The following is a 12,896-nucleotide window of genomic DNA, read 5'->3' as shown; positions in this document are numbered from 1 at the left end:
GTGGAGCGGCTTCGATCCAAGATCGCGATCGGTGTGGTCGGTCCTCATGATCTGGTCGAGCAGATCGTGCACATCGGGGCGACCCTGCCGACGGCCGGCACCCTGCGGCTCGTCGGCGCGCCGCACGCGGGCGAGAACGAGACGCACGAGAAGCTCAGCAAGATCATGGGCAGCATCGACGCCGTGCTGTTCACCGGACCGCTCCAATACGACCTCGCCCGGCAGTCGGGCGAGATCAGCGTCCCGGCCACGTTCGTCCCGGTGAGCGGGTCGGGCCTGTACGCCACGCTGCTGCGCGGCGTGCTCGCCCACGGCGTCGACCCGGCCAGGGTGAGCATCGACTCCATCGTCCCCGACGAGGTCGCCGAGGCGTACGACGAGATCGGCGTGCCCATGTCGGCGGTGCACGTGTCCGAATACCTCCAGCCCGACTCCGTGCGCGACTTCATCGGTTTCCACGAGCGCCTGCACCGCGAGGGCGCCACCACCGCCGCACTCACCACGGTCCGCACGGTCGCCACCCGGCTGGAGGCCGACGGGGTGCCGGTGCTGCGCATGATGCCGTCCACGAGCACGTTGCGGCAGGCCATCAACACCGCGGCGCTGCTCGGCGCCGGCAACCGGCTGGAGGAGGCGCAGCTCGCGATCGTGCTGGTGTCGCTGGCGGCCTCCGTCCGGCCCGGCCACTCCGGTCCGGGCAACTACTGGCAGCAGGAGCTCAAGCTGCGGCTGCACCGGGCGTTGCTGGCCGAGGCGCGGCTGATGGGCGCCACGGTGGTGCCGCGCGAGGAGAACACCTACGTGGTGACCACCACGGTGGGTGCGCTGTCGCAGGCCACCGACGGGTTCAGGGTGGCGCCGTTCATGGACCGGGTGCGGGCCGACGTCGGCTTGGAGGTGGAGGTCGGTCTGGGGCTCGGCCACACCGCCAGAGACGCCGACGCGAACGCCGTGACGGCGCTCGAACGCGCCCGCGCGGCGGAGGCGGCGGCCGCGTTCATGATCGACAGTGATGGGAACGCGGTGTCCCTGCCCATGCGCCGGCGGGGGCCGGCCGACGTCGTGCGCGAGCCCGCCGACTCCAAGGCGGTCAAGATCAGGGACCGGCTCGTCCAGACGCTCGGCGAGGATCCCGAGGCCATGGTCGTGGACGCGGAGATCGTCGCGGAGATCCTGGGTGTGGCGCCGCGGAGCGCGCGACGGGTGCTGCAGAACCTGGTGGAAGAGGGCCTGGCCTGGGCGCTGCCCCCGGTGAAGTCCGCCCAGGCGGGCCGCCCCCGCCAGCCGTACCGCCTCATCGCGGGCTGACCTGCGACGGGCCGGCGGGTCAGGCGAGGAGGGCGGGGGTCACCAGGGAGTGGAGGGTCCAGCCGAGGGTGGCGTAGAGGGCCTGGCCCTGGTCCGTGGCGACCAGCACGCCGCTGCGGGCGCCCCGGGAGACCGCGGCGGCCTCGAGGGTCTTCATGATCACGCTGCCGAGGCCGCGGCGGCGGTGCCCGGCCGCCGTCTCCACCTGGTCGACGATCGCCGTCGTGCCCGCCAGCGCGATCTGGCCCCGCGCGGCGACCTCGCCGCCCGCCGTCAGCAACCGCGCGACCGTGACGCCGGCCCGGGTGGTGACCGCCGGGACGTAACCGGCGGGAGTGCGCGGCAGGGCGCGCGACAACGAACGCGTGACCATCATGTACTCCTGCTCCTTCACCGACCAGGCCGGCGGCAGGTGGGGAGCGACCGCCTCGGCGGGCCCGCAGAGCTTGAGCCAGGTGCCGGGGGCGGTGACGGCCCGGGTCAGGCGGGCCAGCAGCTCGGGCGTCGGACAGGGCACGATGTGCCGGGCCACGTGCCCCGGCAGTCCCACGTCCACGCGCAGCCCCCACGGCTCGCGTACGGCCCTGGGGGTGTGGCGGGAGACGACCCAGCCATCGACCCATGCCTGGACTGTCATTGAATGGGCGGTTTTGAGAACCTCCGTCACGGAGGACAGCCTATGGTCTGCCCTAAATTCGCCGACGGGGCATACCAGGATAAAAAGGATGCGGCGTGGCACTGCCTTGACGCGCCCCGCGCCCGGTAGGGTCCTCGGTGTGCGCGTTGAGATTCATGGTCACCGAGGAGCTCGCGGCCTGTGGCCCGAGAACACTCTGCCGGGGATGAGCCGCACGATGGAGCTGGGCGTGCATGCGCTCGAGCTCGACGTCGCGCTCACCGCCGACCGCCGTCTCGTGCTCACGCACGACCTCACCGTCTCGGCCGTCACCAGCGCCGATCGCGGGCCGGTCCACGCCGGCGACCCGCTCTACCCCTACGTCGGCAAGCCGATCAACGCCCTCACCCTGGCGCAGCTGCGCACGCTCGACGTCGGCGTACGCCTGCCGCGCCACCCCGACGACCCCTTCGCGCTGACGCAGGTGCCGATGCCCGAGACCCGCATGCCGACGCTCGGCGCGGTGCTCGGCCTGGTCGACGCCTACGAGGCCGAGGGCGTGCGCCTGCACGTCGAGCTCAAGTCCGACCCCACCCGGCCGCAGCTGACGGCCGACCCGGCGATGTTCACCGAGATGGTGGTCGAGGAGCTCGACAAGCACGGCCGGCTCGGCAACGCCGCGATTCTCAGCTTCGACTGGCGCGTCATCGGCCACGCGGCCCGGCTCGCCCCCGGCACCCGTCGCTTCGCCCTGATCGAGCCCGACACCCTCCACTGGAACGACGGCGTGGGCGACGACGTGCCCGCCGCGGCGCGCGAGGCCGGGGCCACCACGCTCTCGCCCGAGCACGTCATGGTCGACGAGCGGTTCATGGCGCGGGCGGCCGCCGCCGGGCTCGACGTGGCGGTCTGGACGGTCAACGACGCCGCGCTCGCGGTCCGGATGCTCGGCCTCGGAGTGGCCGGCGTCGTCACCGACTACCCCGACCGGATGCGCGAGCTCTGGCGCGAGCGGGGCCTGGAGCTCCCCGAGCCCGTCGCCCCGCTGCGCCCCGTGGGCGTCTGACCTTCAGAGCCAGCCGTTGCGGCGGAAGCCGCGGTGCAGCAGTACGCAGGCCGTCACCATGACGGCCAGCACCGCCGGGTAGCCCCACACCTGCTTGGTCTCCGGCATGAAGTCGAAGTTCATCCCGTAGATGCCGGCGATCATCGTGGGCACCGCCAGTATGGCCACCCACGACGAGATCTTGCGCATGTCCTCGTTGGCGAGGGCGTTGGAGCGGGCGAGCGCGGCCTGCAGGATCGAGCTGCACAGCTCATTGGACGACTCCACCTGCTCGCACACCCGCGACAGGTGGTCGCCGACGTCACGGAAGTATTCGCGCATCTCCGACGGGATGACGCGGCGCTGGGGGAGCGCCGACAACGGCGACAGCAGCGGCGTGACGGCCCGCTTCATCTCCAGCATCTCGCGCTTGAGCTGGTAGATGCGGTTGATGTCGCGGGAGCTGACGTCGGCGAACACGGTCGCCTCGACCTCTTCGAGCTCCAGCTGCATCAGGTCGGCCACCTGCAGGTACTGGTCGACCACGTGGTCGGCGATGGCGTGCAGGACGCCCGCCGGACCGCGCCTCAGCAGCTTGGGGTCGCCTTCGAGGCGCTCGCGGACGATGGTGAGCGGGCAGTGCGCGCCGTGGCGCACGGTCACCACGAAGTCGACGCCGAGGAAGACCATGATCTCGCCGGTGGCGATGATCTCTCCGTCGGACGGGCCGTGGTCGAGGTAGGCGAGGGTCTTCAGCACCATGAACAGCGAGTCGCCGTACCGCTCGACCTTGGGGCGCTGGTGGGCCTTGACGGCGTCCTCGACGGACAGCGGGTGCAGGCCGAACACCCCGGACAGCCACTCCACCTCGGGAGCGGCCGGCTCGTGCAGGCCCACCCAGACGAACGCGTTGGGGCCCTCGGCGTCCCTGTTGTGCTCGCGTACGAGGCGCAGGGCCTCCGCGATGCCGGGGGTGCTCACCTTCCTGCCCTCGACGTAGGCGCCGAACTCGACGACCGAGTCGACGGGGGGCAGCCGGACATCTCGCAACGGCTTGGTCAGCTGGTGAGCGGCACGCGACGGCACGGGGTGGCGGTTGATGCGACGGAAAAGCGTGGACGAGCGCATGGCAGTCCCTTTCCGCCCGACCTGGCACGCTCCACGCGCGATGAAAAAATCACCTCAATCGAACAAACATGCGTGGAGGCACGATCAGGCTGCCGGATTGGAGTGGTCGGGGGTAACTGGGGTGTACGTGACGGACCACGTACTGCTGGGATCACCAGGTTTCATCCCGGACCACCTCCAATCGCTAAGAGACGCCGCAAAGCCGCCCAAACTTACCACGGGCGGGTGAACGGATCCGACGATACTCGTCGGGAGAGGTGCGCTCAGGTGGAACTCCACAAAGGTTGTCGCTTATTCCGGCATCCCGTGCTGTACGGGCGGCCTGGGCGGGTGGCGTGCGGCGGGCCTGCGAGAATGGAGCGCGTGCGCGTTCTAGTCATTGGTTCCGGAGGGCGTGAGCACGCCCTGTGCCGTTCACTCAAGCTCGATCCCCAGGTCAGCGAGCTCCACTGCGCCCCAGGCAATCCGGGCATCGAAGAGGTCGCCACCGTGCACCCCGTCGATCCCCTCGACCCCGGGCAGGTGGCCGCGCTGGCCGCCCGGTTGCACATCGATCTCGTCGTGGTGGGGCCGGAGGCGCCGCTCGTCGCGGGGGTGTCCGACGCGGTCCGCGAGGCGGGCATCGCCTGCTTCGGGCCGTCCAGCGGGGCCGCCATGATCGAGGGCTCCAAGGCGTTCGCCAAGGAGATCATGCAGGCGGCCGACGTCCCGACCGCCCGGTCCATGACGTGCACCACCGAGGCGGAGGCCGCGGCGGCGCTCGACGAGTTCGGCGCCCCCTACGTCGTCAAGGACGACGGGCTGGCCGCCGGCAAGGGCGTGGTCGTCACCACCGACCGGGCCGAGGCGCTGGCGCACGCGCGGGCGTGCGACCGGGTGGTGATCGAGGAGTTCCTCGACGGGCCCGAGGTGTCGCTGTTCGCGCTCTGCGACGGCAGCACGGCCGTGCCGCTCCAGCTCGCTCAGGACTTCAAACGCGCCCTCGACGGCGACGAGGGCCCCAACACCGGCGGCATGGGCGCCTACACGCCGTTGCCGTGGGCGCCCGAGGGCCTGACCGAGCAGGTCATGCGCGAGGTCGTGCACCCGACGATCGCCGAGCTGGGGCGGCGCGGGCTGCCGTACCAGGGGGTGCTCTACGTGGGGCTGGCGCTGACCGCGAAGGGGCCGAAGGTGGTCGAGTTCAACGCCCGCTTCGGCGATCCCGAGACGCAGGTGCTGCTCGACCGGCTGGAGACGCCGCTCGGCGGGCTGCTGATGGCCTGCGCGACCGGCGAGCTGGGCCTCGACCCGGTCTTCAAGCCGGGCTCGGCCGTGACCGTGGTGATCGCGTCGGAGGGCTACCCCGCCGCTCCGGTCAAGGGCGACGTGATCAGGGGGCCGCGGGCGGCGGACAACGCGTACGTCCTGCACGCCGGCACGAGGAGGAAGGACGGCGAGGTGGTCTCCGACGGTGGGCGGGTGCTCAGCGTGGTCGGCCACGGGCCCGACCAGGAGAGCGCGCGCCAGGCCGCCTACGATCTCGCCGCCCGCATCGAGTTGCGCGGCTCCCACCACAGGACGGACATCGCCCGATGAGACACGTGCACTCCGGCAAGGTGCGAGACCTCTACGAGACCGACGACGGCCTGCTGCTGATGGTCGCCTCCGACCGTCTGTCGGCCTTCGACTACGTGATGGAGCCCGACATCCCCGACAAGGGGGCGATCCTCACGCAGATGTCGTTGTGGTGGTTCGACCAGCTCAAGGACGTCGTGCCCAACCACGTCGTGGCCCCCGGCGACGACCTGCGCAGCGTGCTGTGCCGGCCGCTGCGGATGGTGCAGGTCGAGTGCGTGGCCCGGGGCTACCTCACGGGCGGCGGGCTCAACGAGTACCGCGAGACGGGCGCGGTCTCCGGCGTGCAGCTGCCGCCGGGGCTGGAGGACGGCTCCCGGCTGCCCGAGCCGATCTTCACGCCGTCGACCAAGGCGCCGATGGGCGAGCACGACGAGCCGATCGCGTACGAACGGGTCGTCGCGGAGGTCGGCGCGGAGACGGCCGAGGCGCTGCGGCAGATCACGCTGGCCGTCTACATGCGCGGGGCGGAGATCGCCCGCGAGCGGGGCATCATCGTGGCCGACACCAAGATCGAGCTGGGCTGGGACGCGGACGGCGTGCTGACGCTGGGCGACGAGGTTCTCACTTCCGACTCGTCGCGGTTCTGGCCGGCCGACGAATGGAGTCCGGGCCGCACCCAGCATTCCTTTGATAAGCAATTTGTGCGCGATTGGCTACTTTCGCCCGAATCTGGATGGGACAAATCCTCTGGAAACCCCCCACCTCGCCTTCCCGACGAAGTGGTAGAGCGCACGCGGCAGCGATACCTGGAAGCGTATGAACGCATCACGGGGGCTCCCTTTAGCGGATGATTCGGCTGGGCCAGGTGGTGTGAGCGGCTACTGTTGGCCCGATCGAGCCTCACCGTTGATTTCCAAGGAGCCGCACGAATGGTCCGTTACCGCGTGCGCGGTGGCAACGCACTGCGTGGAACCGCGTTCATCCAGGGCGCGAAGAACGCCGTGCTTCCCATGATCGGTGCGGCTCTGCTCGCCCCCAAGGGCCGCACCGTCCTGCGCAACGTGCCGATCATCGAAGACGTATGCCGCGCGGTCGAGCTGGCCGAGGCCGTCGGCGCGTACGTCGAGCTGCACGAGTCAGAGCGCACGCTGGTCATCGACGCCTCCCGGATGAGCAGCCCCGTGCTGCCCGCCGAGATCGCCCGCCGCTTCCGCGGCTCGGTGCTGTTCACCCCGGCCCTGCTGCACCGCCTCGGCGAGGCGATCGTCGAAGGCGTCGGCGGCTGCAACCTCGGCAGCCGCAACCTCGACTTCCACTACCTCGGCTACAAGCGCCTCGGCGCGATCGTCGACGAGGGCGAGACCGTCATCCACGTCAAGGCCTCCGGCCTGACCGGCGCCACCCTCTATCTCGACACCCCGTCCCACACCGGCACGGAAAACCTCATCATGGCCGCCGCCCTGGCCAAGGGCACCACCGTGATCGAGAACGCCGCGCTGGAGCCCGAGGTGCTCGACGTCATCGACATGCTCACCAAGATGGGCGCGCGCATCAGCGGCGGCGGCACCGGGTTCATCACCGTCGAGGGCGTCGACGAGCTGCACGCGGTCGAGCACACCGTCATGCCCGACCGGCTCGACGCCGGCGTCTTCGCGATGGCCGCGGCGATCACCGGCGGCGAGCTCAGCCTCGTCGGCACCGGCCTCGACCTCGGCGTCGTGCGCTACAAGCTGGAGCAGATGGGCGTCGAGTTCCAGAGCCAGGGCGCGGTGCTGCACGTCCGGTGCGAGGGCCCGCTGCGGCCGATCAACATCATCACCGACACCTACCCCGGCTTCGCCACCGACCTGCAGTCGCCGATGATGACCGTCGCGGCGCTCGCCGACGGCACCAGCTACATCCACGAGCGCATCTTCGACGGCAGGTTCGCCCTGGCCGGCGAGCTCAACAAGATGGGCGCCAACGTCGAGGTCGACGGCAGCCGGGCGATCGTCCGCGGCTGCACGCCGTTGACCGGCACCGAGGTGACCGCCCACGACCTTCGCTCGGGCATCGCTCTCGTGCTCGCCGGCCTGGCGGCCCAAGGCGAGACCGTGATCGACTCCGGATACCTCATCGACCGCGGCCACGCACATCTTGCAGCGCGAATGCGTGCACTCGGCGCGGACATTACACGAGAGATTTCCGAGCACTGAAAAAGGCGAGAAAAACCGCGTTGAGCTGCTAGGACATCTTCTCGGGCGGTCAACTAGAACGACTTTCCGGAAAAGTCAGGCGTGACATTACGGCCCCCGCGAGCGATCGTTCCAAAAGAGAGCACTGCAACGGACGGCAGGATGGGACGAACATTGGTCGAGAGGGCCGAAGAAACTCCCCGAGTGTCACGCCCGGGCGCCATGACACCGGACCTCACCATTGGCGTGGTGGGACCCCACGACCTGGTCGAGCGGGTGATGCTGATGGGTCATGCCGCGGCGCCGCTGCCGTGTCGCCTTGTTGCGGCCGCCTATCGCGATGAGCAGGAGGCCCCCGACAAGGTGACGCGGCTCGGTCCCGGCGTCGACGCATGTCTGTTCGCCAGCCCGGTCCCCTACGACCTGGCCCGGCGATCAGGTGTGCTGACGATGCCCGCGACGTACGTGCAACTCGGCGGAGCAGCACTGGTGGCGGCGCTGGCCAAGGCCGCGATCGACACGCGCATCGACCCCCAGCGGGTCAGCATCGACGTGGTGAGCCGGGCGGACGTGGAGGAGGCGTACACCGATCTCGGTATCCCGGCTTCCGACGTGCACAGCCGCGACGAGCCGGGCGCCACCGGCACGATCGCGGCCTACCACGAACGGCTGGTGCGGCAGGGCGCCACGACAGGAGCCCTGACGTGCCTGCCCGCGGTGGCCGAACGCCTGCACGCATCCGGCGTGCCGGCGATCAGGATCAGGCCGACGTCGGCGGCGGTCCGTACGGCGCTGCACACCGCGGCGCTGCTCGGGGCGCACCACCGGCTGGAGGAGTCGCAGCTCACCGTGGTCCTCGTGGAGGTCCCGACGCTGCGCGAACCCGTACGCCGGGCCGCGCCGCGTTACTGGCGCGACGAACTGCGGCTGTCGTTGCACCGGCTCCTGGTCCAGGAGGCCAACCGGATCAACGCGACGGTCTGGCCCATCGACGATCACAGCTACCTGGTCACGGCCACGCGGGGATCCATCGCGGCGGCCACCGACGGGTTCAGGGTGCTGCCGTTCGCGGGCCGGATCAGGGACGAGCTCGGCCTCGCGGTCGAGGTCGGCGTCGGGATGGGCCGCACCACCCACGACGCCGAGTCGCACGCGCGCGCCGCGCTGGCCCGCACCCAGGCGGGCAAGCAGGCGCAGGGCTTCGCGGTCGACAGGGAGGGCCGGGCGCTCATCCCGGCGCCCCGCATGCCACCCACGGGCGCGACGGCGCTCAAGCCCAAGGGGGTCGAGGTACTGGCCCGGCTGGCGGCCAAGCTGGAGGGCGGCGACACGGTCGTCGACGCCGAAGGCGCGGGCAAGATGCTGGGCGTCACGCCGCGTACGGCACGGCGGTTGCTGCGCACGCTGGTTGACGAGGGGCTCGCGTGGCCGCTACCGCCCAACCGCACGCCTCAGCCGGGGCGGCCCCGGCAGCTCTACCGGCTGATCGTGGAGAAGCTCGGTCCACGCTGACGAGCCGCCGCCCCGTTCCGGGTCCGCCGTCCTGTCTTCCCCCTTCCGAAGGACGGCGGGCCCTCGGGGAGCTATCGCACTGACTTTTGTCAACGTGTTGGTTGACGCGGGCGGAGAGGGGTATGTTCTCCGCTGCCCCCGATCGACGCGATTCGGACGGGGGCACCACATCCGTTCCGGTGCCCGCTTCCCGGACACCTCTTCCGCGCCCCTGAAATGCCCCTGTGGCCGTGCTCGGCGGCCCGGCCGGGCACGGGTGAGGGTCCCTCTCGCCGAGGCTCGTACGCCGCGTATGCCGCCTCGTCATCTCAAGGTCTGAAATCGACCGGCGAACTGTCACCTCGCGGCGCTACTGTCACGAGTCATGACCGTTAACGCCCCTGACGCCAAGGTGACTCCCGCCGTCTGGGGAGCTCTCGCCATCGTCTACGTGGTCTGGGGCTCCACCTATCTCGCCATCGCGCTCGCCGTCGAGACGATCCCGCCGATGTTCTCCGGCGCCATGCGTTTCTTCACCGCGGCCGCGCTGCTCGGCGGGTTCCTCCTGGTGCGCTCCGGCCGGGAGGCGTTCCGGATGACGCGCCGGCAGTTCTTCGGGGCCGCGCTGGTCGGGCTGTTGCTGCTGACCTTCGGCAACGGCATGGTGGCCGTGGCCGAGCAGCACATCTCGACGGGCCTGGCCGCGCTGCTCGTCGCCTCCGTGCCGCTGTGGCTGGTGGTGTTCAGGTTCGCCGTACGCGACCGGCCGCAGCCGCTGACGCTGGCCGGCGTCCTCGTCGGCCTGGTGGGGGTCGCCGCGCTGTCGCTGACCGGAGGTGAGGCGGGCAGCACGGTCGGCATCGTGATCATCCTGTTCGGCGCGCTGACCTGGGCCGTCGGCTCGTTCCTGTCGGCCCGCATCGCGATGCCGGCCAACGCCTTCGCGACGAGCGCCGTGGAGATGCTCGCCGGCGGCCTCGGCCTGCTGCTGCTCGGCTTCGTCACGGGCGAGCGGCTCGACCTGACGGCGATCAGCGGCCGCTCGTGGGCGGGCCTGGTCTACCTCATCCTGGTCGGCTCGCTGATCGGCTTCACGTCGTTCGCGTGGCTGCTCGGCCACGCACCCATCTCGCTCGTCTCCACCTACGCCTACGTCAACCCGGCCGTCGCGGTAGCCCTCGGCGCGCTGGTGTTGTCGGAGCCCGTCACGATCCAGGTCGTCGCGGGCGGCCTGATCATCCTCGTCGGCGTAGCGCTGGTGATCTCCACCGAGCGGTCAAAGCGTGCCAAGCGCGTCGGCGAACGCGTCGACGGTGAAGGCGACGTCGGCCTCGGTGTGGGCGGCCGACATGAACCACAACCCGCGCGGCACCATGTTGACGCCCCTGTCGAGTAGCGCCGCGTGCAGCCGGGTCATCGCGGCCCGGTCGGTGGCCGCGAAGTCCCGGTAGTTCCGCACCGACGACGCCTCGGTGAGGTACGTCTGGAACACCGGGCCAGGGCCGTCCACCAGCATCGGGACGCCCGCCTTCGCGGCGGCGGAACGTAGGCCCTCCATGAGCTCGGCGCCGCGGGCGTACAGGGTGCCGTAGACCTCGTCGCGGCGTTCGTCGAGGACGCGCAGCGTGGCCTCGGCGGCGGCGATGCCCACGGGATGGGAGTTGAACGTCCCGGCGTGCGCGACCTTGCCGGTCGAGATGTGGTCCATGACGTCGGCGCGCCCCACGAGCGCGGAGACCTGCATGCCACCCGCCATCGCCTTGCCGAACACCGACAGGTCCGGCGTGACGCCCAGGTGCTCCTGCGCGCCGCCCGGGGCCAGCCGGAACCCGGTGATGATCTCGTCGAAGATCAGCAGCGTGCCGTGCTCGCGGCACAGGCGCTGGACCTCCTCCAGGTAGCCGGGGTCGGGCTCGATGGCGCCCGTGTTGCACAACACCGGCTCCATGATCACCGCGGCGAGCCGCCCGGCGTGCTGCTCCATGAGCCTGCTCAGCGCGGGCACGTCGTTCCAGGGGCAGACGACGAGGTCGTCGGAGTGACCGCGCTGTTGTCCCGCCGTGCCGGGGACGGCCGCCGGCGCGTCGGCCGGGCCGGCCGCGTCGAGCGCGGGATGCACGCTGAACAGCACCGGGTCGAGCCAGCCGTGGTAGTGGCCCTCGAACTTGAGTATCGCCTCGCGCCCGGTGTACCCCCTGGCGAGCCGGAGCGCGGCGTGCACGGCCTCGGAGCCGACGGTGTTGAACCGGACCCGCCCGGCAGACGGCACCAGCGCGCACAGGCGCTGGGCGACCCGCACCTCGGCGGCGTGCTGGGCGGAATAGGCCATGCCGCGCGCGGCCTGCGCGGCCACCGCCTCCACGACCTCGGGCGGGCAGTGCCCCAGCACCGAGGGGCCCTGGCCGAGGACGTAGTCGACGTACTCGTTGCCGTCGACGTCCCACAGGCGCGAGCCTTTCGCGTGGTCGACGAAGAGCGGCACTCCGTCGACCCGGCGGGCGTCGCTGGAGACGCCCCCGGCGAGGTAGCGCCGCGCGTCCGCGTACATGTTGCTGCTGGCGTCCAAGGTCCGCGTCATGGCGCCCATCCAAGCGGCGCGCGCGGCCCGCCCACAAGCGACCGGCGAGCAAGTCCGCAAGGACGGGGTCGGCATCGCAAGGAAGGGGCCTTGTGGCCGTACACCCGCCGCTGGTGGGCTTTGAGGCATGTTTCTCGGGCGTGTACGGCGGACGGCCGCCGATCCGGTGGAAGTGGTGGCCTGGCGGCCGGGCGGCGAACTGCTGCCCCTGACCGGTCTGGAGGGCGGCGACGACCCGGTGGCGATGCTCGGCCACTACGGGCTGGAGCGGCTGACCGAGGAGGCGGACCGGCGGTGGGCGGCGGCGGGTGAGCTGCTCCTGGAGGCCGAGGTGCTGTTCGAGCCGCCGGTGGCGAACTGCACGAAGGTCTGCTGCCTGGCGCTCAACTACGTGGCGCACGCCGAGGAGAGCGGCCTGGAGGTGCCGCCCGACCCGGTGCTGTTCTTCAAGCCGCCGTCCGCGCTGACCGGACACCGTCGGCCGGTGATCGCGCCGGCCCGCACCCGCCACCTGGAGCACGAGGTGGAGCTGGCCGTGGTGATCGGCTCGGTCACCCGCGACCTGCCGGAGGAGCGCTGGCGGGAGGCCGTCGCCGGCTACACCGTGCTCAACGACATGACGGCCAGGGACCTGCAGCTCACGAACATCGCCCGCAACCAGCCGTGGGACCAGTCGAAGGGGTTCGACACGTTCGCTCCGGCGGGGCCGTACCTGGCCACGGTGGACGAGGTGCCGGACCCGCACGACGTCGAGCTGACGCTGGAGGTGGACGGCGAGGTACGCCAGCGGGCGAACACCAAGCAGATGGTGTTCGGCGTGCCCAGGCTGATCGCGGACCTGTCGGACGGCATGACGCTGCTGCCCGGCGACCTCATCGCGACCGGCACCATCGCCGGGATCGCGCCGCTGAAGCACGGCGACGTCATGCGCGCGACCGTGGCCGGAGTCGGCACACTCGTCAACGAAGTGGTATTTCGGTCTGCCTAAACCAGCGT

11 protein-coding genes are annotated in these 12,896 nt (G+C 71.0%); 8 read left to right on the top strand and 3 right to left on the bottom strand.

All coding sequences use genetic code 11. The features are described 5' to 3' along the window. Entirely contained in the window at positions 1 to 1,308 is a 1,308-nt protein-coding gene (locus ACIBP6_RS29555; protein WP_397057167.1) for a GTP cyclohydrolase IIa, read from the top strand. A gap of 19 nt (positions 1,309 to 1,327) precedes the next feature. Here ACIBP6_RS29555 and ACIBP6_RS29550 read toward each other — a convergent pair whose 3' ends face one another. Next, positions 1,328 to 1,945, bottom strand: a complete 618-nt coding sequence (locus tag ACIBP6_RS29550) for a GNAT family N-acetyltransferase (RefSeq protein ID WP_397057166.1) — start codon at positions 1,943 to 1,945, stop codon at positions 1,328 to 1,330. 88 nt (positions 1,946 to 2,033) lie between these two features. On the opposite strand from ACIBP6_RS29550, the gene ACIBP6_RS29545 reads away from it, so the two are divergent. Beyond that, the gene (locus ACIBP6_RS29545) at positions 2,034 to 2,990 is read left to right on the top strand and encodes a glycerophosphodiester phosphodiesterase family protein (RefSeq protein WP_397057165.1); all 957 of its coding nucleotides are present in this window, start codon (positions 2,034 to 2,036) and stop codon (positions 2,988 to 2,990) included. Between the two features lie 3 nt (positions 2,991 to 2,993). On the opposite strand, the gene corA is transcribed toward ACIBP6_RS29545, so the two are convergent. Continuing rightward, positions 2,994 to 4,097, bottom strand: coding sequence for a magnesium/cobalt transporter CorA (gene corA / locus ACIBP6_RS29540; protein WP_397057164.1), 1,104 nt, complete (start codon positions 4,095 to 4,097; stop codon positions 2,994 to 2,996). A 363-nt stretch (positions 4,098 to 4,460) separates the two neighbouring features. On the opposite strand from corA, the gene purD reads away from it, so the two are divergent. The 5 genes from purD to ACIBP6_RS29515 all read left to right on the top strand — a co-directional run bounded on the left by purD (position 4,461) and on the right by ACIBP6_RS29515 (position 10,718). Then, positions 4,461 to 5,675 (top strand): phosphoribosylamine--glycine ligase, encoded by a 1,215-nt coding sequence (purD, locus tag ACIBP6_RS29535; protein ID WP_397057163.1) that lies wholly within the window; start codon positions 4,461 to 4,463, stop codon positions 5,673 to 5,675. Next, positions 5,672 to 6,508, top strand: coding sequence for a phosphoribosylaminoimidazolesuccinocarboxamide synthase (locus ACIBP6_RS29530; RefSeq protein WP_397057162.1), 837 nt, complete (start codon positions 5,672 to 5,674; stop codon positions 6,506 to 6,508). Before purD ends, ACIBP6_RS29530 begins: the two co-directional genes overlap by 4 nt. A 78-nt stretch (positions 6,509 to 6,586) precedes the next feature. Beyond that, entirely contained in the window at positions 6,587 to 7,852 is a 1,266-nt protein-coding gene (murA, locus tag ACIBP6_RS29525; RefSeq protein WP_397057161.1) for a UDP-N-acetylglucosamine 1-carboxyvinyltransferase, read from the top strand. Between the two features lie 201 nt (positions 7,853 to 8,053). Beyond that, positions 8,054 to 9,343 carry a GTP cyclohydrolase IIa gene (locus ACIBP6_RS29520; protein ID WP_132610512.1) on the top strand — a complete coding sequence of 430 codons (1,290 nt, stop codon included), beginning with the start codon at positions 8,054 to 8,056 and terminating at the stop codon, positions 9,341 to 9,343. Between the two features lie 364 nt (positions 9,344 to 9,707). Next, positions 9,708 to 10,718: an EamA family transporter gene (locus ACIBP6_RS29515; RefSeq protein WP_397057160.1), complete on the top strand. Its 1,011-nt coding sequence runs from the start codon at positions 9,708 to 9,710 to the stop codon at positions 10,716 to 10,718. Here ACIBP6_RS29515 and ACIBP6_RS29510 read toward each other — a convergent pair. Then, positions 10,599 to 11,900 (bottom strand): aspartate aminotransferase family protein, encoded by a 1,302-nt coding sequence (locus ACIBP6_RS29510; RefSeq protein WP_397057159.1) that lies wholly within the window; start codon positions 11,898 to 11,900, stop codon positions 10,599 to 10,601. The two genes, ACIBP6_RS29515 and ACIBP6_RS29510, sit on opposite strands and share 120 nt — an antisense overlap. Positions 11,901 to 12,027: 127 nt before the next feature. Here ACIBP6_RS29510 and ACIBP6_RS29505 point away from each other — a divergent pair, with 127 nt between their 5' ends. Next, on the top strand, positions 12,028 to 12,888 hold the full coding sequence (locus ACIBP6_RS29505) for a fumarylacetoacetate hydrolase family protein (protein WP_397057158.1): 861 nt from the start codon (positions 12,028 to 12,030) through the stop codon (positions 12,886 to 12,888). The last annotated feature ends 8 nt before the right edge of the window (positions 12,889 to 12,896 follow it).

Origin of the sequence: Nonomuraea terrae (assembly GCF_044465245.1) — a bacterium.
GTDB lineage: Bacteria > Actinomycetota > Actinomycetes > Streptosporangiales > Streptosporangiaceae > Nonomuraea > Nonomuraea terrae.
The sequence above is the reverse complement of the archived record's forward strand: the minus strand, read 5'-3'. Positions and strand labels throughout refer to the sequence as shown.